At 75.9% G+C, this 20,270-nt stretch carries 16 protein-coding genes; 7 read left to right on the forward strand and 9 right to left on the reverse strand.

From position 1 onward, the window contains the following. Positions 1 to 64: 64 nt before the first annotated feature. Positions 65 to 2,224 carry a hypothetical protein gene (locus ACFYWQ_RS37835; RefSeq protein ID WP_389523445.1) on the reverse strand — a complete coding sequence of 720 codons (2,160 nt, stop codon included), beginning with the start codon at positions 2,222 to 2,224 and terminating at the stop codon, positions 65 to 67. A 164-nt stretch (positions 2,225 to 2,388) separates the two neighbouring features. Here ACFYWQ_RS37835 and ACFYWQ_RS37840 point away from each other — a divergent pair, with 164 nt between their 5' ends. After that, the gene (locus ACFYWQ_RS37840) at positions 2,389 to 3,042 is read left to right on the forward strand and encodes a CBS domain-containing protein (protein ID WP_389523448.1); all 654 of its coding nucleotides are present in this window, start codon (positions 2,389 to 2,391) and stop codon (positions 3,040 to 3,042) included. Positions 3,043 to 3,134: 92 nt separating this feature from the next. Here ACFYWQ_RS37840 and ACFYWQ_RS37845 read toward each other — a convergent pair whose 3' ends face one another. From ACFYWQ_RS37845 to ACFYWQ_RS37880, 8 genes are all read right to left on the reverse strand, one after another. Further along, positions 3,135 to 3,932, reverse strand: a complete 798-nt coding sequence (locus tag ACFYWQ_RS37845; protein ID WP_389523451.1) for a VOC family protein — start codon at positions 3,930 to 3,932, stop codon at positions 3,135 to 3,137. Positions 3,933 to 4,685: 753 nt separating this feature from the next. Continuing rightward, a complete protein-coding gene (locus ACFYWQ_RS37850) occupies positions 4,686 to 5,807 on the reverse strand; it encodes an LLM class flavin-dependent oxidoreductase (RefSeq protein ID WP_389523454.1) in 1,122 nt (373 codons plus the stop codon). A 56-nt stretch (positions 5,808 to 5,863) separates the two neighbouring features. Then, positions 5,864 to 6,880, reverse strand: a complete 1,017-nt coding sequence (locus ACFYWQ_RS37855) for an LLM class F420-dependent oxidoreductase (RefSeq protein ID WP_389523457.1) — start codon at positions 6,878 to 6,880, stop codon at positions 5,864 to 5,866. Next, positions 6,877 to 8,592, reverse strand: coding sequence for an ABC transporter substrate-binding protein (locus ACFYWQ_RS37860; RefSeq protein ID WP_389523461.1), 1,716 nt, complete (start codon positions 8,590 to 8,592; stop codon positions 6,877 to 6,879). The genes ACFYWQ_RS37855 and ACFYWQ_RS37860 overlap by 4 nt, the downstream gene beginning before the upstream one ends. Beyond that, positions 8,585 to 9,721, reverse strand: coding sequence for an ABC transporter ATP-binding protein (locus ACFYWQ_RS37865; protein ID WP_389523463.1), 1,137 nt, complete (start codon positions 9,719 to 9,721; stop codon positions 8,585 to 8,587). Before ACFYWQ_RS37865 ends, ACFYWQ_RS37860 begins: the two co-directional genes overlap by 8 nt. Further along, positions 9,718 to 10,503: an ABC transporter ATP-binding protein gene (locus tag ACFYWQ_RS37870; protein WP_389523466.1), complete on the reverse strand. Its 786-nt coding sequence runs from the start codon at positions 10,501 to 10,503 to the stop codon at positions 9,718 to 9,720. The genes ACFYWQ_RS37865 and ACFYWQ_RS37870 overlap by 4 nt, the downstream gene beginning before the upstream one ends. After that, positions 10,500 to 11,336: an ABC transporter permease gene (locus tag ACFYWQ_RS37875; RefSeq protein ID WP_389523470.1), complete on the reverse strand. Its 837-nt coding sequence runs from the start codon at positions 11,334 to 11,336 to the stop codon at positions 10,500 to 10,502. Before ACFYWQ_RS37875 ends, ACFYWQ_RS37870 begins: the two co-directional genes overlap by 4 nt. Beyond that, positions 11,333 to 12,283 carry an ABC transporter permease gene (locus tag ACFYWQ_RS37880; RefSeq protein WP_389523472.1) on the reverse strand — a complete coding sequence of 317 codons (951 nt, stop codon included), beginning with the start codon at positions 12,281 to 12,283 and terminating at the stop codon, positions 11,333 to 11,335. The genes ACFYWQ_RS37875 and ACFYWQ_RS37880 overlap by 4 nt, the downstream gene beginning before the upstream one ends. A 654-nt stretch (positions 12,284 to 12,937) precedes the next feature. On the opposite strand from ACFYWQ_RS37880, the gene ACFYWQ_RS37885 reads away from it, so the two are divergent. The 6 genes from ACFYWQ_RS37885 (at position 12,938) to ACFYWQ_RS37910 (ending at position 20,080) form a co-directional block, all read left to right on the forward strand. Continuing rightward, positions 12,938 to 13,807 carry a response regulator transcription factor gene (locus tag ACFYWQ_RS37885; protein ID WP_389523475.1) on the forward strand — a complete coding sequence of 290 codons (870 nt, stop codon included), beginning with the start codon at positions 12,938 to 12,940 and terminating at the stop codon, positions 13,805 to 13,807. A 655-nt stretch (positions 13,808 to 14,462) separates the two neighbouring features. Further along, the gene (locus tag ACFYWQ_RS37890; protein ID WP_389523478.1) at positions 14,463 to 15,290 is read left to right on the forward strand and encodes a hypothetical protein; all 828 of its coding nucleotides are present in this window, start codon (positions 14,463 to 14,465) and stop codon (positions 15,288 to 15,290) included. Further along, a complete protein-coding gene (gene asnB / locus ACFYWQ_RS37895) occupies positions 15,290 to 17,116 on the forward strand; it encodes an asparagine synthase (glutamine-hydrolyzing) (protein WP_389523480.1) in 1,827 nt (608 codons plus the stop codon). The genes ACFYWQ_RS37890 and asnB overlap by 1 nt, the downstream gene beginning before the upstream one ends. Next, a complete protein-coding gene (locus ACFYWQ_RS37900) occupies positions 17,113 to 17,682 on the forward strand; it encodes a flavin reductase family protein (RefSeq protein ID WP_389523484.1) in 570 nt (189 codons plus the stop codon). Before asnB ends, ACFYWQ_RS37900 begins: the two co-directional genes overlap by 4 nt. Further along, positions 17,679 to 19,226 (forward strand): 4-hydroxyphenylacetate 3-hydroxylase family protein, encoded by a 1,548-nt coding sequence (locus tag ACFYWQ_RS37905; RefSeq protein ID WP_389523487.1) that lies wholly within the window; start codon positions 17,679 to 17,681, stop codon positions 19,224 to 19,226. Before ACFYWQ_RS37900 ends, ACFYWQ_RS37905 begins: the two co-directional genes overlap by 4 nt. Beyond that, on the forward strand, positions 19,223 to 20,080 hold the full coding sequence (locus ACFYWQ_RS37910; RefSeq protein ID WP_389523490.1) for a class I SAM-dependent methyltransferase: 858 nt from the start codon (positions 19,223 to 19,225) through the stop codon (positions 20,078 to 20,080). The genes ACFYWQ_RS37905 and ACFYWQ_RS37910 overlap by 4 nt, the downstream gene beginning before the upstream one ends. The last annotated feature ends 190 nt before the right edge of the window (positions 20,081 to 20,270 follow it).

Raw genomic sequence — 20,270 nt, forward strand, 5'->3', positions numbered from 1 at the left:
ACACGAACGGATGTGACCTGCGTCTCCCCCGCCGCACCCGCGGCGGGGGCCGCCCACGAGCGGGTCACGGCTGCCGGCGGCGGCAGGCGTCGAGGAGCGTGCGGGCCCGCTCGCGGAAGGCCTCGTCGCGGCCGATGATCCGCTCCTCGACACCCGAGCGGACGACGCGTGCGTCCCCCTCGGCGAGGGCGGCCAGCCGCGGCAGGTGGGTGGCGGGCAGGGCGTCGGCGCCCAGGGCCTCGAGCGCCTCGCACACCGCCGTCGCGTCGGCCCCGCGTCCGGCCGCCTCCACCACGGCCGCGGCGAGCGCGGCGCGGTCCGGCGCGGAGGGTTCGGCCACGGCCACGAGGGCGAGAGCCGCCGCCGACACCTGGACCGGGTCGTCGAGCAGCGGCTCCAGACGGGGTGTCAGGGGCCTTCCGGCGGCGCCCAGGAGCGCCGTCACCCGGGCCGCCCGCACCGCGGACCACCGGTGCCAGGGGCTCTGCGCGGCACGGGCGAAGACCGAGTCCAGGGCCGAGAGGACGGGAGCGGCGTCGCGCGTGATGCGCCACAGCGCCTCGGCGAGCGCCGTGTCCGTGTCGAGCACGGGGGTGACCGCCCTGCCCTGCGGGCCGCTGAGGGCGGCGCGCAGGGCGGGCACCAGCGATGCCGCCCGGGGCCCGAGGGCGCCTGCCGTCCGGACGGCCTCACCGAGGTCACGGGTGTTGCCCGTGATGTGGCGGGTGAGGCAGCTCAGCAGGGCCTGGTCCTCCCCGGTCAGGTCGTACAGGGCCTTCGCCACCGGCAGTGCGCCGTTCTCGGCGGTGGCCCGCAGCGCCGCGACCGTCCGCTCCCGGTGCCGGTCCCCGGGCGCGCAGGCGGACGCGATCGCCGCTGTGGCCGGTGCCACCCGCTCCGCCAGATGCGGCAGGGCGGCGCACAGTTCGGGCAGGGCGGCGGCGGCCCGGGCGCCCCATCCGGCCAGCAGGTTCGCCAGCTGCCATGGTTCGTTGCCCGAGAGCAGGTCCGGCCGGGAGAGCCGGCGGCGGACGGCGTCGAGGAGTTCGTCGTCGTAGGGGAACGGGCGTCGGGGATCGGTGGGGAGGCGGAATCCCGCGGCGCAGTCGAGCGCCCGCGGGCGCCGTCCCAGTCCGCGGGCCAGGAGCGGTGCGGCTTCGCGGGGGGCGATGAGCACCAGCGCGGCCAGAGCCCGGTCGGCCCGGTCGTCGTCCTGGGCGGGATCGCGTCCCGCGAGCGGGGCCAGCGCCCGCGCCGCCGGGGCGGCGTCGGTGCCCAGCCTGCCCAGGAGGGAGGCGACGGCGACCACCGCGTCGTCGTCGGCCGGCGGGACCAGGGCCGGCAGCAGCCTGCGCGGGGCGCTCCGGGAGAGGGTGCAGGCCCGGTCGGCCGCCCACACGGCCTCGGCGCGCACCTCGGGCCGGTCGTCCCGGAGCGCCACGTCCAGCAGGGCGAAGGCGGCTTCCCGGTCCGCGGCGCGGTCGCGGCCCAGCAGCGTCTCGACGACGGCGGCCAGCGGTTCGCGGCGGTCGAGGACGAGGCGGTCGGCCATCAGCGGCCCGGTGGGCAGCAGCGCCAGCACGGTGGTGTGGTGCGCGTCGCTCCACGGCAGGCCCGCGTCCAGGCCGGCGAACACGGCGGCCATGCGCAGCTCGGCCGGGTGGGGCGCCGTGAGGACGGTGGCGGCGGTCGCGGCGCCGAGCGGGGCGTCGAGCAGGGCGAGCGCGGCCAGCAGCTCCGCGCGCACCACGGCGTCGGACTCCCGCTCCCAGCGCGCGCGGAGCGTCGGGAGCGCGGAGTCGACGGCCCGGGTGTGGCCCACGGTCCAGGCCGCTCGCCCGCGGACGCCCGGGTCGGCGGCGTCGAGCAGCGGCAGCAGCAGGGGAAGTTCACGGGCCACGGCTGCCCGGACCGTGCCCGGTGCGACGCCGTGCTCGTCCTCGCTCTCGGCCATCCCGCCGATCAGTTCCAGCACGTCGGCCGTCCGGTGGCCGGCGGCCGCGACGCGGGCCAGGAAGGGAACGGCCTCCGCGCTGGCGGCGTAGACCGTCCCCTGGTGCAGCACGCTGCCGTAGAGCTCGGACAGGGCCTCGTCCGAGGCCTCCCGGTCGGCCCCCGCGAGGGCCCGCAGCAGGTCGGGGAGGTCTTCGGCGCTGCCGTAGGCGTGGGAGACGGCGGACCAGGGGCGGGCGTCCAGGCCGTCGAGCGCGTGTGCGAGGGTCATACGGGCAGGATGTCAGGCGGCACTGACACCGGGACGTGTCGGCTCCGGCCCCCTCCCCGGCCGCCCACGTCCTGCGTGCCCCGTGCGGCCCCGTCGGCCGTGGCCGCCTACAAAGGAGGGCAGGAGCCGGTCCGTGCGTCCGGCGGGAGAGAGGGAGCCCTCACATGAACCACCAGAAGGTGCGCGACCTGATGAGCGACGCCGTCGTGCGGGTCCGGCGCGCGACGCCGTTCAAGGAGATCGCGCATCTGCTGCTGGAGTACGACATCACGGCCGTCCCCGTCGTGGACACCGACGACCGCCCGGTGGGCGTGGTGTCGGAGGCGGATCTGCTGCACAAGATGTGGGGCCGGCCGGAGGGCGACGCCGGAGGACCGGTCGCCGCGCCGTCGCCCGCCAAGGCGTCGGCCATCGACGCGGCGGGGCTGATGACGTCGCCCGCCGTCTGCGCGCGCGAGGACTGGAGTGTCGTCGACGCCGCCCGCGTGATGGCGCAGCAGGGCATCAAGCGGCTGCTCGTGGTCGGCGAGGACGGGCGGCTCACCGGTGTGGTGAGCCGGAGCGACCTGCTGCGGGTCTTCCTGCGCACGGACCAGGCGATCCGTACGGAGATCGTGGAGGAGGTGCTGGTCAAGACGCTCGGCGAGGCCCCGTCGGCGCTCCACGTGGACGTCACGCACGGCCATGTCGTCCTCAGCGGACGGCTGTCGCCCCGGGTCCCGGTACACGTCCTGGAGGGACTCTGCCGCGCCGTCGACGGTGTGGTGGCCGTGGAGTTCAGGGCGGTGCGGGACGCGGACCCCGAGGGTTCGGCGTGAGGCTGGCCGGGCGGTGACGGGGGCGCCGCGACGGCGCCCGGCGGTGTGCGGCGGTGTGCGGCGGTGTGCGGTCGGTCGTGGCGCGGAGGCGTTCACTCCCCGGCCGGGGCGAGCACCACGAAGTCGGCTCGGGCGGGGTCGAGGCAGACGGCGAGCCGGCCGACGCCCTCCGCGTCCTCCGGGCCCATCTGCACGCTGCCGCCGTTCGCGGTGACCTGGGCGACGGCGTCGTCGCAGTCCGTGACGGCGAAGACCGGGTGCCAGTACGGCTGTCCGTCCGTCAGGGCGAGGTCCTCAGCCGGGAGTTCCATCAAGCCGCCGTGCATACGCTCCTCGGGGAGACCGGCGGGCGTGATGAGGGTGTACACCCCTCCCCCGCCGGGCAGCTCCATGTCGCTGAACCGCCAGTCCAGGACGGTGCCGTAGAACTCCTTCGCGGCCTGCGCATCACTCGTGTACAGCTCGGTCCACGTCAGGGCGCCCGGCTCCTCCACCAGTTCGACGCCCTTGGTCTCCCCCGGCTGCCAGACGGCGAACTGGCCCCCCAGCGGATCGCTGTACTGCGCCATGCGGCCCCACTGGCCGAGGTCCCTCGGGGCCACCCGGACGGTGCCGCCCGCCCGCTCGACGGCCTCGGTGGTGGCGTCCGCGTCGGTGACGCCGTAGTAGATCATCCAGGCGGACCGGGCGCCCTCCTCGGTCAGCTTGCCGAGCCCCGCGACGATCTTGCCGTCCTTGCGGAACATCCCGCCTTCCGTGTCCTCCCCCTCACCCATGGACTCGTAGTCCCAGCCGAGCACCGCGCCGTAGAAGGCGGCGGCGGCCGGGACGTCGGGGGTGCCGAGGTCGAGCCAGCAGGGGGAACCCGGAGGGAAGTCAGTGGTGATCATGAGGGGTGCCTTTCACGAGTCCTGTGCGACTCAGCGTGACACCCGCGACGGCCATCCGCCCGTCGGCGGGCGACGGCCGCCGTCCGCCGTCCGCCGCCCGCCGCCCGCCGACGAGGCGGCCACGCGTCTGCCGGCGCGGTGATCGCCCGCCCGCCGACCGCGGCGGTCCCCCGACCCGCCGCGGGTGCCGGTGGAGGGCCGCACGGCGGCGCCCGGGTCGGCGCCGTCGCCACCCGGCCGCGGGTCGCCGTATCGGCCTCGGCCCGGCCACGGGCCGCGGCCCACTGCGCCGGCCCGGCACTCCGCCCGGCCGCCCGCTCCGGACGACGGCGGGGCCGCGGGCGGCGGGCGGCGGGCGGCGGTCTACCAGTGGCCGCGGACTTCGGGCGACTGCGGGCATCGGGCGACCGCGGACGGCTGCGGGCTGCTGGCTGCTGGCTGCTGGCTGCTGGCTGCGGACGACACAAACGGCTGCGGGCTGCCGGGCGCCGCCCCGGCCTCCCGGGAGGGGCGGCGGGACGGCGGGTCCGGACAGCCGCGGGCTCCGGACAGCCGCGGGCTCCGGGCCGCCGCGGGCCTCGGGCCGCCGCGGGCTGCGGGCGGGAGCAGGTGGCGCCCGGCATGTACGCGGCGGGCGCCGAGGTGGCCGTACTGATCGTCGGCGGTGGGCCGACCGCGGGCGGCCGCGGGCATCGGGCGAACGCTGGCGGCCGCGGGCGACGAGCGGCTGCTGCCGGTTGTCGCGCTGGGGGGTCACCAGCCTCGTCGGCTGTGTGTGGTGTGGCGTGGGGCGCGCGGGATGTACGTCGCTCTGAGGGCGCCGACGAGGGCGCGGCGTAGCTCTCGGTCCTCGGCGGTCTCCAGGGGCATGTCGAGCTGGACGATGCCCACGCCGGCCGCGCGCAGCCAGCCGATGCGGGCGGCGACGGTGGCCGGGGAGCCGACGAACGCGCCGGCCAGCGTGCGCGCGATGTAGGCGGCCAGTGGCCGGGGGCCTTCGGCGCGGCCGCGTTCGCGGTCGCGGTCGAGCTGGACCGCCTCCAGCCAGCGCGCGCTGTCGGGGCCCGAGGTCAGCCGCAGCGCGTCCGCGCGGATGCGCCGGGCCCGTTGCTCGGCCTCCTCGTCGGTGGGGGCCGTGATGACGGTGACGTGGCGCCAGATCCGCAGCGTCCTGCCGTGTGCCGCGGCCGCCGCGCGCGCCCGTGCGATGTGCCGGCGGGTGGCCGTCAGCGGCAGGGGCGGCACCGCGTACACGTCCGCGTGCCGTGCGGCGAGTTCGACGCCCTCCGGTGACGAGCCGCCGAAGGAGAGGAGTTCGGCGCGCGGGTGGGGCAGCAGGCCGGAGCGGGCGCCGCGGACGGTGTAGAACTCGCCGTCGTGGTCGAAGTCGCGGCGCTCGACGAGGGTGCGGCGGAACAGCTCCAGGTACTCCCCCGTCCGGCGGTAGCGGGCCGCCTTGCCGAGCGTGTCGCCGTCCCGGGCCACGTCGGCGTCGCTGGAGCCCACGATGACGTGGGCGGCGGCCCGCCCTCCGGAGAGCCGGTCCAGGGTGGCCAGGGCGCGCGCGGCCGCGGTGGGTGCCGTGGGGCCCGCCCGGTGGGCGACGGCGACCCGCAGCCTGCTGGTGGCCGCCAGCGCCCAGCAGGCCACCAGCCACGGGTCCGGCCAGGAGCTGGACTGGACGACGAGGGCGCTGTCGAGTCCGTCCTCCTCGTTCTCCCGGGCGGTGCGCGCCACGAACTCCGGGTCGGCGTCGCGGTCGCGGGGGTCGGGGGCGAAGCGCAGCGCCTGGCGTTCCTCGGGAGTGGTGCCCGGCACGGGTGCGGCGCGTACCCCGCCGCGTAGGTCCAGGTCCAGGTTCAGGTCCAGATCCATGGCAGTGCCTCCGCGGGCGGGGTGGGGATGCGGACGGGGTGGGGATGCGGACGGGGTCAGTGGGCGGCCGGGCCGAGGCGGGCGAGGGTGTCCAGGACCCTGGCCCGGCTGACGAACACCTCGGGGGGCAGCGACACGTACAGCTGGATGGTGGTCACGCCCGGCCGGTGGTAGCGCAGGATGCGCTCGCGGCACTCCTCCGGCGACCCGCTGATGAAGAGCCCGTCGACGACCTCGTCGGGCAGCGCCTTCTGCGCGCCGTCGACGTCGCCGTCGGCCCACCGTTCGTGCGACTCGCGCAGCAGGTCGCCGTGGCCGAGCCACTCGTGGAACCTGCGGTAGGGCTCGCGGTTGAGGATCCAGGCGAGGAAGGGGCGGGTGGCGCGGTGGGCGTAGTCGGTGTCCTCGGTAGGACAGACGAACACCTTGACGACGAGTTCCTTGCCGGGCGGCTGCGGTCCGACGGCGTCGAGGATCTTGGGCACGTCGTCGGGGAAGAGCAGGTTGGTGATGGCGCCGTCGCCCTCGCGGAACGCCAGGCGCAGCATCCCGGGCCGCAGCGCGCCGAGGATCACCTTGACGGGGTCCACGGGCGGGTGGGGCAGGCGGTAGCCGGTGATGGAGAAGGTGTCGAAGTCACCGGCGATGTGCTCGCCGCGCAGGGCGCGGGTGACGAACCGCAGGACGTCCCGGGTCCGTTTGTACGGTTCGTCGAACGGGATGCCGTTGATGTCCGTGACATGGGCCGGCACCGAGGCGCCGAGGCCCAGCAGGAGGCGGCCGGGGGCGAGTTGGGCGAGGGTGGCGGCGGTCTGGGCGAGGACGGCCGGGCCCCGGGTGTGGACGGGGACGATGCCGGTGGCGATGCGCAGGGTCGGCGACCAGGCCGCCACGGCGGCGAGCGGGGTGAAGGCGTCGGTGCCGCCGCCCTCCGCGCTCCACACGTCCGTGTAGCCGAGGTCGGGCAGGCGTTCCACGAGGAAGCGGTGCCGGTCGATGGTCAGTCCGGGGAGCGGCAGCGTGATGCCCCAGGTGGGGGGCAGGCCCGGCGCGGGGGTGTGGGAGACGGTCATCGGGCCACCCATACGGTCGTGAGGTCGAGGAACCAGGACTGCGGCTGGACGAGGCCGTGGACGTGCGGGGAGACGGCCCTGGGGTTGCGGTCGTTGACGACGAACAGCCAGGGCGCGTCCTGCGTGACGAGTTCCAGGGCCTGGGTGTAGTCCGCCTCGCGGGCGGCCTGGTCGGCGGAGGCGCCTGCGGAGGCGAGCAGCTCGTCGACCTGGGGGTTGCTGTAGTGGCCGGTCCAGAACGGGCTGTCGGTGCCGATGAACAGGGGCAGCAGGGCTTCGGACTGGAACAGGGTGGTGGACTGCGCGATGGCCTGTGAGCCGCGGGCGACCTTCCCCTCGGCCTCGGCGCTGATCAGGGTCGACCAGTCGGTGGTGCGGATCTCGACCTTGATGCCGACGGCGGCGAGGTCGCGTTGCACGGCCTCGGCGATGGGCACGGGGACGAGGTTGCCGGAGCCGCCGGTGGGGACGGTGACGGAGGTGGTGAAGCCGTCGGCGTAGCCGGCCTCGGCGAGCAGTGCGCGGGCCTTGTCCGGGTCGTGGTCGTAGGTGTCGTCGGCCGGGTCGTGGGCGAAGGTGCCGGGCGGTGCGGCCTGCCGGGCGGGTTCGGCGGTGCCGTGCAGCAGTTCCTCGGCGATGGCCTCGCGGTCGATGGCGTAGTTGGCCGCCCTGCGGACGCGGGGGTCGCTCCAGGGTTCGGCGGCGGTGTCGAGGATCCAGTACCAGAGGTGGTCGTAGCTGTTGGTGACGACCTTGGCGCCGTCGGCCTCCAGGCTCGGGATGTCGTCGGGGTTGGGGTACTCGATCCAGTTGACGGAGCCCGAGCGCAGGGCGGCGGTGCGCGCGGCGGCGTCGGGCAGGGCCTTCACGACGAGCTTGTCCAGCTTGGGGGCTCCGCGCCAGTAGCCGTCGAAGCGCGCGAGCTCGATCTGCTCCCCGGCCGTCTGCTTGACGAAGCGGAACGGGCCGGTGCCGACGGGGTGTTCGGAGAACTTCGCGGATCCGGTCTCGCGGACGGCGGTGGGGCTGGCGATGAGGACGTGCGCGAGGTCCTGGGGGAAGTGTCCGTTGGGTTTCTCGGTGACGAGCTGGATCCGGTCGTCGGCGAGCTTGGTGTACTTGGTGATGCCGCCCGCGTACTCGCCGGCCGCCGCGCCGAGGGCGTCCGTGTGGTACGGGCTCTTCTCGTCGAGGTAGCGGTCGAGGTTGAAGACGACGGCGTCGGCGTCGAAGGCGGTGCCGTCATGGAACTTCACGCCCTTGCGGAGGGTGAAGGTCCAGGTCCTGCGGTCCTCGGCGACCTTCCAGGAGGTGGCCAGGGCTGCCGTGATCTCGGCCGGGCCGTCGGTCTTCGACAGGTCGTAGCGGGTGAGGCCCTCGTAGAGCTGGAAGCTGACGAGGCGCTTGCCCTCGTATCCGGCGCCGCCGATGACGGTGTCGGGGTTGGGGAGCTTGCCCGTGGCGCCGATGACGAGGGTGCCGCCGGTCCTGGCGCCGCCCGCCGTGTCGTCGGCGGCGGATCCGGTGCCGCAGCCGGCCGCGGCGAACGGCAGCAGCAGGGCGGCGGCGAGGCCGGCGGCGCGCAGGCGGAGGCGGCGGCGGGGCCGGCCCGCCGGGAGCGGGAGCGGGAGCGGGTGTGCCGCGGGGCGGTGGTCGGCCGGGGGGCCGGGCGGGTGCTGGTGGTGCGTCATGGGTTCCTCGTCGTCACTCATGGGGCGGACGGTTCACCGACGGGCCGGTGCCGGTCGGCCGTGTTCGGCTCGGGGGGTTCGGTGGCGGGGTCGCCGACCGGCGTGGACCGGTCGCCGACGGGCGTGGACCGGGCGGCACCGGTCGGTCCGGGGGGCTCGGCGCCGAGGTCACCGGCCGGTGCGAGCCCGTCGGTGGCGTCGGCGCCGACGGGCACGGCCCGGTCGGACCGGTCGGCCCGGTCGGACCGATCGGACCGATCGGCTCGGGCCGGCTCAGGGGGCTCGGCCCAATCGGCTCGGGCCGGCTCGGGGGCGCGGACCGATCGGCTCGGGCCGGCTCGGGAGGCACCGACCGGTCGGCAGTGGCCGGCTCAGGGGGCGCGGGAGGCTCGGGGCGGAGGGCGGCGTCGGCGGCGAGCAGGGCGCGTGTGTAGGGGTGGCGGGGCGCGTTCCACAGGGTGGCCGTGCCGCCCTCCTCGACGACCCGTCCCCGGCGCAGGACGACGACCCGGTGGGCCAGGTGCCGTACGACGGCCAGGTCGTGGGAGACGAACAGGCAGGCCAGGCCGAGGCGTTGCCGCAGGTCGGTGAGGAGTTCGAGGACCTGGGCCTGGACGGTGGTGTCCAGCGCGGAGGTCGGCTCGTCGCACACGATCAGGTCGGGGCCGGTGGCCAGGGCGCGGGCGATGGCGACGCGCTGGACCTGTCCGCCGGACAGTTCGCGCGGGTGGCGGCGGGCCAGCTCCGGTGCCAGACCGACCCGTTGGAAGAGGTCGGCGACGAGGGCGGGGCGCTCCTTGCGGGGCGTGCCGTGCACGCGCAGGGCGAGGGCGACCGCGTCTCCGGCGCGGAGCGCGGGGTTGAGCGAGCCGCGGGGGTGCTGGGGCACGAACTGGAGGCGGGCCCGGGTCCGCCGTCCGGAGGGGCCGCGCAGCCGGTACGGGTCGTGGCCGTCGAAGCGGACGGTGCCGGCGTCGGGGGCGAGCAGGCCGAGGGCCAGCCGGGCCACGGTCGACTTGCCGGAGCCGGACTCGCCGACCAGGGCGACCGTCTCCCCGGCCGACACGCGGAGGGAGACGCCGTCGACGGCGAGGGGGCCGCGCCGGTGGCGCTTGGACACCTGGTCGAGGCGGAGGAGGTCGCGGGTCATCGGGGCCCTCCCGGCTGTGCGGCCACCAGGGCGGCGGCATGGGGGTGCTCGGGTGCGCTCAGCAGCTTCGCCACGGGCCCGGTCTCGACGATCCGCCCGTCGCGCAGGACCGCGGCCCGGTGGCCGACGCGCCGGGCGACGCCGATGTCGTGGGTGACCAGGAGCAGGGCGACACCGCGCTCGGTGAGCAGACGGGCGAACAGGTCGAGGACGTGTGCGCGGACCACGGCGTCCAGGGCGGTGGTGGGTTCGTCGGCGATCAGCAGTCCCGGCCCGCAGGCCAGGGCGAGGGCGAGGGCGGCGCGCTGCCGCAGGCCGCCGGAGAGTTCGTGCGGGTGGCAGCGGGCGACGCGGTCGGGGTCGGTGACGCCGGCCGCGTCCAGCAGTCCGGGCACGGCGCGGCGGGCCTCGGCGCGGTGGCCGGCGACCCGGTGCCGCTGCAGGACCTCGGTCAGCTGTGCGCCGACCCGGCGCAGCGGGTCGAGACCGGCGTCGGGGTCCTGCGGGACGTACCCGATGCGCCGGCCGCGGATGTCGGACAGGGCGCGCTCGCCGAGGGTGCGCAGGTCGGTGCCGGACAGGAGCACGCGGCCGCTCACCCGGGCGCCGCGGCCGGGCAGGCCGACGACGGTGCGGGCCAGGGTCGACTTGCCGCTGCCCGACTCGCCGAGCAGCACCAGCGCCTCGCCGGGACGCACGGTCAGCGACACCCCGTCCACGGCGCGCACGGTGCCGTGGGTGACCGTCACGTCCCGCACCTCCAGGTGTTCGGGTGGATTCATCGTCCGGCCTCCGTGCGCAGGTTCCGGCCGGCGCCCGTGCCGTGGCGCAGGGCCTCGCCGAGGGCGTTGAAGACGACGGAGACGGCGAGGATGGTGACGGCGGGCAGTACGGCGACCTCGGGGCGGGTCAGCAGGCTGGGCCGGAGCTCGTCGAGCATGGCGCCCCACTCGGCGGCCGGCGGGGGCACGCCCAGGCCGAGGAAGGACAGTCCGGCCGCGTAGACGACGGCCAGCCCCACCAGGGAGGACGCGTAGACGAGCAGGACGGGGGTGACGACCGGGGCCACCTGGCGCAGGGCGACGGTCACCGGGCCCGCTCCGCTGACCCGGGCGGCCTCCAGGTACTCCGCGGTGCGGATGCGCCGTACCTCGGTGAAGGCGACCCGGGTGACCGCCGGGGTGAGCACCACGGACAGCGACACGACGGTGGCGAGCAGGCCCGGCTCCATCACGGTGGCGACGGTGATGGCGAGCAGGACGCCCGGGAAGGCGTAGAGCACGTCGAGGGTGCGCAGCAGGGCGTGTTCGGTCAGGTGTCCGCCGAGTCCCGCGGCGATGCCGAGCAGTGTCCCGGCGACGGTGGCGACGGCGACCGGGAGGAGTCCGCCCAGCAGCGAGGGGCCCGTCGCGACGAGCAGCCGGCTCAGCACGTCCCGGCCCTGGGAGTCGGTGCCCAGCGGATGTCCGGTGCTGCCGGGCGGCAGCAGCCGGTCCCGCAGGCTGCCGGCGTCGGGGTCGTGGGGCGCCAGCAGCGGGCCCAGGACGGCGAGGAGCAGCAGCGCGCCCGCCAGGCACGCCGGTACGAGCAGGCTCGGTCGCGGGACGCGGTTCACAGCGCACCCCGCAGCCGGGGGTCGATGAGGGCGTGGGCGGTGTCGACGGCGATGTTGACGCCGACGAAGGCGACGGCGACCAGCAGCACGCCCGCCTGGATCAGCGGCAGGTCGCGCGCGGTGAGCGCGTCGTACAGCAGGCGGCCGACGCCCGGCCAGGCGAAGAGGGTCTCCACGAACACCACGCCCTCCAGCAGGTAGGCGAGTTGGAGTCCGCCGATGGTGAGCAGTGCCGGGGAGGCGTTGTGGACGCAGTGCCGCAGGACGGCGGCGCGGCGCAGGCCCCGGGCGCGCAGGCCGTCGGCGAGGTCGGAGTGCAGGACGCCTCCGAGGGCGGCGCCGAAGACGCGGGCGGTCAGGCCGAGCGGGACGAGGGCCGCCGCGACGGCGGGCAGGACGAGGTGGTGGAGCCGGTCGGCGGTGCCGCCGCCGGCGAACAGGTCCTGGGTGCCGCCGGCCGGGAACCACCGCAGCCCGACGGCGAACGCGGCGATGAGCAGCAGCGCCACCGAGTACTGCGGAGCGGAGACGGCCAGGGTGCTCAGGGCGCGTGACAGGCGGGCCGTCGGCCCGTCCGGGCGGGTGGCGCCCAGCGTGCCGAGCAGGAGGCCTCCGGTGAGCACGAGCAGGAAGGCGGCGCCCGCGAGCACGAGGGTGTGTCCCAGGGCCGGCAGCAGGAGTTCACCGACCGGCCGCTGGGCGGAGACGGAGACGCCGAGATCGCCGCGGAGCGCGTGGCCCAGCCACCGCACGTAGCGCAGGGGCAGCGGCTCGCCCAGGCCGAGCCGTTCGGTGAGCCGGTCCCTGGCCTCGGGCGGCGCCCCGGGGCCGAGCAAGGCGGCCACGGGGTCGCCGGGGACGAGGGCGACGGCGGCGAACACGACGACGGTGACGCCCAGGAGCGTGGGAACGGCGAGCAGCAGGCGCCGCAGGAGGTACCGCCTCATCCGTCGGCCTCCCGGTACGCGGCGCCGGGGCGCCCGGCGGGCGAGCGTGGGTGGGCGGTCATGCGGATGTCCTTCCTGGACGACGAGCCGGGTGGCCCCTTGGACGACGAGCCGGGTGGCCCCTTGGACGACGAGCGGGGTGGCCCCTTGGACGAAGGCGGGGGGTGGCGCGTTCGTGTGGGGGGCGCGGGAGGCGGCGGCGGTGCGGCGGCGCGCGGCACCGGACCGGGCCCGGGGCGCTGTGACCGAAGCGTGCGGGACCGCGACGGTCCCCGACCAGCCAGGCGTTGATGCTGATACCCGGGGTCACAGGATCGGTGGTACGGAATACACGGTTCCCTCATAAGCACGTGATCCGGCCCTTGTTGACCCCCGTCGACAGGCCGAATTACGCTGTTCGCATGGCCAAACGGCGAACCGACTTCACGCTGGTCGGTATCGGCGGCTCGTGGCACCGCAGGTGTTTCGACGAGTCCTGTCGTCCGTGTGCCGGGCGCTGACCTGACGGCCCGTCCGTCGACGCGCCCCCTCCCTTGATCACGGCTCGATCCGCCGGGGCTCCGCCCGTCCCGGCCCGCCATCGCTGAGGGGACCACACGTGAAGCCGTATCGCCGTGTCGGCACCGCCTGCCCTGTCACGCCCGGGGGTTCGCTGTGACGACGCTCACCACCGCGACCGGATGCGGTGATCCGCGTGCCGTGCACGCGGAGATCGACAATCCGCTGGACATGATCGCCGGGCATCAGCTGCTGTCCGACGCCGAGGACCGCCCGTCGGGCCGGGCCACCGCGCCCCGCCGGCGCTGGGCCGCCGTCCCCTGCGGCTGCGGTCACCCCGCCTGCTCCGGGCCGGAGGCCCACCGCCCCTCCCCCGTCACCCGCGTCTTCCTCGCCGAGCGCCACCCCGTGGCCAGTGCCGGGCTGCGCAGTGTCCTGAACGCCGACCCGGGCACCGCGGTCGTCGGCAGCTCCGGGGATCCGCTGCGGCTGCCGGACGCGCTGCGCCGCGTACGGCCGGACGTCGTGCTGCTGGGGCGCGGCGGAACGCTCGCCGAAGACCTGGCCCTGGTCGCCCGCCTCCGGGCGCCGGAGGCGGTCCCCGACGCCCGGGTGCTGCTGCTGCGCAGAGCGACGAGCACGGCCGAGGCGAGCCGCATGCTGCTCGCGGGCGCGAGCGGGTGTTTCCCGCTCGACCTGCCCGAGGACCGGATCGTGCAGGCGGTGGCCGTCGCGGGCGCCGGCGGCTCCGTGTTCCTGCCCGCGCCACCGCCGGTCCGCGTCCAGGTGGCGCAGCTGGCCGGGGACGCCGCGGAGCCCCTGCCGCAGCACTGCGGGCTCACCGACCGGGAACGCCAGGTCCTCGCCCAGCTGGCCCAGGGGCTCAGCAACGCCGAGATCGGACGGGAACTGGCCCTGGCCGAGGCCACGGTGAAGAAGCACCTGACCAACGCCATGCGCAAGACCGGGCAGTCCGACCGGCTGCGCGCCGCACTGTACGCGCACCGGCACGGCCTCGCGGGCTGATCCAGGCCCCGGACGCACGGGACCCCACCTGCGGGCCACTCCCGGGCTGGGGCGCGGGTGGCCCACGGACGGGCAGTGGACGGGCCGTGGACGGGCCTGGACGAGCCGCGCACGGGCCGTGGACGGACTTGGGCGGCCGTGGACGGACTCGGACGGGCCGCGGGCAGCCGTGGACGGGCCCGGACGGCCGTGGATCGACCGCGGACGGTCCGGACCGTGGGCAAACCGTGGGCAGACCGTGGGCGGACCGCGCACGGGCCGTGGATGGACTCGGACGGGCCGCGAGGCCGTGGACGGGCCGTGCATGGGCCTGGACGGCCGTGGACGGACCGCGGATGGACGGCCGTGGACCGACCGCGGACGGTCCGGACCGTGGGCGGGTCGTGGGCGGGCCGCGCACGGCTGCGTACGAGCCGTGGACGGGCCGCGCACGGGCGTGCGCTGCCGAGGTGCCCGCCCCTCCGCAGGTCCGCCGCTCCCGAGAACCCCCACACCCACCACCCCCGCCCCGAGGGCGACCTTCGGAGCAGTTGGCGGGCTCCGAAGGTCGCCCTCGGGGCCCCCTTTAGGGGCTTCTGGGGGATCGCCCCGCTTCCTAGCGTTTCCGGTCAACAGGACCCGACCGGTCCGCTCCCCACCGCGAAGGAGATCCGAGATGAGCGATGCGCCCGCAGGAGGCATCGCGCGCGGCGGTTCCGTCGGGGTGCCGGCGTCCGGCGCGGACGACGGCACCGGCGCCCGGGAGGCCGGCCGCCCCTTCACCGCCGTACTGGGCACCCCGCCGGTGCCCGGTGCGCACCCCGCCCCGGCCGACCGGCTGCGCAACGGCTACCGGGGCATGCCGGAGGCGGAACGTTCCGCTCTGTGGCGGCAACGGCTGCACGAGGCGGAGTCGGGGCTGACCCGGCTGCTGGCGGCCTGGCACGACACCACCCATCTGTCCGACTGGTTCGCCCTTCAGGCGGAGATCTTCGCGGACCTGCCGGACCCCACGGCCGGCGGCTCCGCGGACTGGCAGCGTGTCTTCTTCCGCGGCCAGGCCCTGATGGAACGTTTCCTCGTCTCCCGGCACGGCGAACGGGCCCTCGCCGCCTGGGCCGACGCCATCGCCGCGGTGCACCGCGATGTGGAGCCCGACCACGGCAGGGGGGCCGCCGACCCCGTCCACCGCATCGCGCGCCAAGCCGAACTGTACGGCTCCGACTACGAGTTCGACGACGGGATCGGGATCGGCGGTGCCACCCGGGCGGCGCTGACCATCACGCACTGCGCGATCTGGGACTACCGGGAGAAGGCCCGCCGCTCCGGGGTCCGCATCACGCTCGCCTCCCCGTGCACGTACTGCACGAAGGCGCTGTCGGCGAACATCCGCGCCAAGGGCTTCGAGCCGACCCACAGCCTCAGGACCGGCCCCACCGGCCACGGCTGCCGCTGGGAGGCGGCCGCTCCCGAGGCTCCCTCCGACTCCTCAGGGGAGCAGTGATGTGCGGCGTCACCGGATGGCTCGACTGGGACACCGACCTGCGGACGCGGGCCGCCACCGTACGCGCCATGACCGAGACCCTGGCCTGCCGGGGGCCGGACGCCACCGGCACCTGGCTCTCCCGGCACGCGGCGCTCGGCCACCGCCGGCTGTCCGTCATCGACCTCGAGGGCGGCACGCAGCCCCTGGCCGCCGGCCGGCCGGAGACCGTGCTCGGCTACAACGGCGAGCTGTACAACCACGGGGAGCTGCGGCGGGAGCTGGAGTCCCTGGGCCACGTCTTCCGCACCCGTTCCGACACCGAGGTGGTGCTCCGGGCGCACCTTCAGTGGGGCACGGACGCCCCCCGGCGTTTCAACGGCATCTTCGCCTACGCACTCTGGGACGGGCGCGAGGAGGAACTGCTCCTGGTCCGCGACCACCTGGGCGTCAAACCCCTCTACTGGCACGCGCACGCCACCGGGGTCGTCTTCGGCTCGGAGCCGAAGGCCGTGCTCGCCAACCCGCTGTTCCGCGCGGAGCTGGACGCCGAGGGCGTCGCCGAGCTGTTCGCGCTGCCCGCCGCGCCCACGGCGGGCCACGGGATCTTCCGCGGGCTGCGCGAGGTGCGCCCCGGCCACCTGGTCTCCGTACGCCGGTCGGTCACCCGTGAACGGCGCTACTGGCAGCTGGTGTCCCGGCCGCACACCGACGACGCGGCGACGACCCGGCGGACGGTGCGCGACCTGCTCTCCGACGCCGTGGAGCGACAGCTGATGAGCGACATCCCGCTGTGCACGCTGCTGTCCGGGGGCGTCGACTCCAGTGCCGTCACCGCGCTCGCCGCACAGGCGCGGGAGCGGTCCGGGCAGGGCAAGGTGAGCAGCTTCTCCGTGGACTTCCCCGGCAGCGCCGACCGGGCGCCCGACGCCTGGCGCACCGGCGCCGACGCTCCGTTCGTCAAGGCGGCGGCCGAGCACATCGGCACCCTGCACACCTCCGTCGTCATCCCCGACGACGACCTCCTGGAGGCCCGGCAGGCCGTGCTGCGGGCGCGGGACCGGCCCGGCTGGGGCGAGATGGACGCCTCCCTGCACCTGCTCTTCCGCGAGGTGCGGCGACGCTCCACCGTCGCCCTGTCCGGGGAGGCGGCCGACGAGGTCTTCGGCGGCTACCCCTACTTCCACGACGCGGCCGCCCGGGCCGCGGACACCTTCCCCTGGCTGCACGGCCGCGCCACGCCCGCCGCGCTGCTGCGTCCGGAGGTGCGGGCCGAGGTCCGCCCGGAGGAGTACACCGCCGAGCAGTACCGCGCCTCCGTGGCCCGGACGCCGTACCTGCCCGGTGAGACGGGCGCCGACCGCCGGGTGCGGGAGCTGTTCCACCTGGCGCTGACGCGGTGGCTGCCGCCGCTGCTGGAACGGGTCGACCGGGTCAGCATGTCCGTCGGTCTGGAGGTACGGGTGCCGTTCACCGACCACCGCCTGGTCGAGTACGTCTGGAACGTGCCGTGGTCCCTGAAGGCGCCGGACGGCCGGTCCAAGGGGCTGCTGCGGGACGCCGTGCGCGACCTGCTGCCGGCCGAGGTCGCCGACCGGCCCAAGAGCGGCTATCCCTCGACGCCCGCCGTGCGCTACACGCAGGTGCTCACCGACCGGGCCCACGCACTGCTCGCCGATCCCGCGGCTCCGGTGTTCGACCTCGTCGACCGGGACGTCGTACGCCGGGCCCTGGCCGAGGGCCGGACCCTGCCCAGCCCGCGCACCGCGCCCAATCCGGTGGGCGGCCTGGACCACCTGGTGCAGGTCGACGAGTGGCTGCGCGCCTACCGCGTGGGGCTGCGGTGAGCGCCGCGCGCACCGGCCCCGGCGCCGGTCCCGGGACGGCGGCCCGCCGGGGCGACGCGACGGCCGACGCCTTCCGTGCCGCCGCCCGCCGCTGGACCACGGGGGTCGCCCTGCTGACCGCCCGCCACGGCGAGGAGGTCTTCGCCAAGACCGTGTCCTCGCTGTGCACCCTCTCCCTCGACCCGCTGCTGATCAGCGTGGCCGTCAGCGCCCGCAGTCCGGTGGCGGCCGCGGTCCGCGCCGACGGCCGGTACGCGGTGTCGGTCCTCGCCGGTCACCAGGAGCCGCTCGCCCGGCACTTCGCGGCCCCCGGCGCCGGCCGGGCCCTCGGACTGTTCACCGTGGCGCCCATGCGCGCGGAGGCCACCGGGGTCCCCGTGCTGGAGGACTGCCTGGCCTGGTTCGACTGCCGGCTGCACACGGTCCTGCCGGGCGGCGACCACGTCGTCCTGGTCGGCCGGGTCGCCGCCGCGGACGACCGGCCGGGGGAACCGCTGCTCTACCACCACGGCGCCTACCACTCGCTCGCCCACCCGCCCATCCCCTCCACGGGAGCCCGCACATGACCCTCCTGGACACCTCCGCCGACACCGGCCGGGGGCTGCTCACCGGCGACCGGTACCGCGCGGAACTCGACGACGGCCGTGAGCTGTACCTCGACGGCAAGCGGGTCTCGGACCCCGCCGGACACCCCGCCTTCCGCCCCGCGGTCGACGCGCTCGCGGATCTGCTGGACCTCCAGCACGACCCCGGGCACCGGGACCTCCTCACCTACCGGGACCCCGGCAGCGGGCAGCGGCTCGCCCGCGCCTACCAGCCGCCGCGCACCCTGGAGGAACTGCGGCTCCAGCGCCGCAGCGCCGAGTTCTGGCACGCCGCGTCCTTCGGGCAGCACGGGCGCTCCCCCGCCTTCATGGCGTCGATCGCCGTCGGCGTCCACGACTTCCGCAACCGGCTCGAACGCGCCCGGCCCGGATTCGGCGCCAACGCGCACGCCTGGTACCGCCACTGCGCCACCAACGACCTCGTGCTCTCCCACGCGCTGGGCGACCCGCAGATCGACCGGTCCGCCGATCCGGTGGACGACCCGGACCTCGCGCTGCGCGTCCTGGCGGAGACCGACGAGGGCATCGTGGTGCGCGGTGCCAAGCAGCTCACCACCCTGGCGCCGCTCGCCCACGAGGTGCTGGTCTACCTGTCGGCCTCCTTCACCCAGCGCCGCGGCGAGCAGTTCGTCGTCTGGTTCGCGCTGCCGCTGAACACCCGGGGCCTGGTGACGCTGTGCCGCGAGCCGCTGGGCACCGAATCCTGGGGCCACGCCCACGCGTTGGGGGCGCGCTACGACGAGCAGGACGCCATGCTCTTCTTCGACGACGTCCTGGTCCCCTGGAACCGGGTCTTCCTGCTGCGCGACGCCGACCTGGCCCGCACCGGGCTCGCCCGGATCAACGCCTGGTCCGCGTACATCGGCCACGTCCGCTACCGGGAGCGCCTGCGCACCCTGCTGGCCACGGCCACGCTCGTCGCCGAGAGCATCGGCGTCGACGGCTTCCGCTCCATCCAGGAGGACCTCGGCCGGCTGGCGTCGTACACGGAACTGACGGAGATCCTCCTCGACGCCGCCGAGGCGCGCGCCACCGTCACCGACGGCGGGCTGCTGGCTCCCGGCGACACGGCGGCCGGCCGGGTCTGGTCCGCCGAGGTGGCCGAGGGCGCGGTGGACGTCCTGCGCCGCATCGGCGCCTCGGGGCTGCTGATGCAGCCGACCGAGAACGACCTCGCCCATCCCCGGCTGCGTCCCCTCCTCGACCGCTACATGCGCGGGCGCGGCATCGACGCCGAGCGCAAGTCCCGGCTCCTACGGCTCGCCTGGGAGCTGACCGGCGACGCGTTCGGACAGCGTCAGCACCTGTACGAACTCGTCCACCGCGGCGACCTCGCCCGCAACCGGATCAACCTCTTCAAGCGGTACGACCAGAGCGACGTGCGGCGCCGCCTGGAGGAGTTCATCGCGACGCCGCATCCGCCCACGCCGTTGCCGCCCCCGCCCCTCGCCGCCGCCGCGCGCCCCGCGACCGGCACGGACGACGCCCAGGAGGACCGCTCGTGACCCTGAACGACACCGAGACCCAGGCCCGTACCCTCGGCGGCTACGACGACGCCAGCAGGCTGCGCCAGGTGCACGACCGCGACTGGGTCCTCGACCGGGTGTCCGGGGAACCCCGTGTGCTGGTCGACCTCGGCAGCGGTATCGGCCAGTTGCTGGAGGCGGCCCTGGTGTGCCACCCCTCGCTGCGGCTGGCCGTCGGGCTGGAGCGTTCCGAGCACCGGATCGCCGAGGCCGGCGAGCGGCTGCGGCCGTTCGGCGCCCGCGCGGTGCTGCACCGCGCCGACCTGACGGCGCCGGCCCCACTGCCGTACCGCGCGGACGTGGTGACCATGACGTCGGTGCTGCACTGGCTGTACCCGGTGGAGCACCGGGTCCTCGCCTGGGTGCGCGACCACCTCGCGCCCAACGGCACCTTCCTGCTGACGACGTATCACCCCGCCCGCGACGGCCACGGCCTCGGCGGCGAGGACGACATCGTGCGCGAGGCCCTGGCCGGCCTCGGCGTCGCGCGGGAGGCGGTGCCCGGGCTGCTCGACGACCACGGGGTGCTGCCGATCGCGACCCGGACCCGTTCCGTGGCGGAACTCGCCCCGCTACTGGGCGAGTTCTTCACGATCGAGGATCAACGGGAGCGGGAGGCGGTGGTCACCGTGCGGGACGCGGCCCAGTACGAGCACTTCCACGCGGCGACCTTCGGCGACTACTACGCCTCCGTGGTGGAGCCCGGACAGCGGGCCGCGTTCTTCCGGGCCGTCGGACGCGTCGCCGCGGAACGCCAGCGCGCACGGGGCCGGGTGAGCGCCATGCCGGTACGGCTGTGGAAGCTCACCCCGCGTACCGGAGCCACCCCCTAGGGTGAAGGGCGGTGCGCGGTCGCGGGGGGGGGGGCCCGCCCCCCCCCCCCCCCCCCCCCCCCCCCAGTCCCCTCACCACTGCCCGCCCCAGTCCCCTCACCACTGCCCGCCCCAGTCCCTTCACCACCGTCCGCCCCAGCCCCCCTCACCACCGTCCGCTCTCCCCTCTCACCACCGTCCGTCCGCCGAC

This window comes from Streptomyces sp. NPDC003247, assembly GCF_042888135.1.
Lineage (GTDB): Bacteria > Actinomycetota > Actinomycetes > Streptomycetales > Streptomycetaceae > Streptomyces.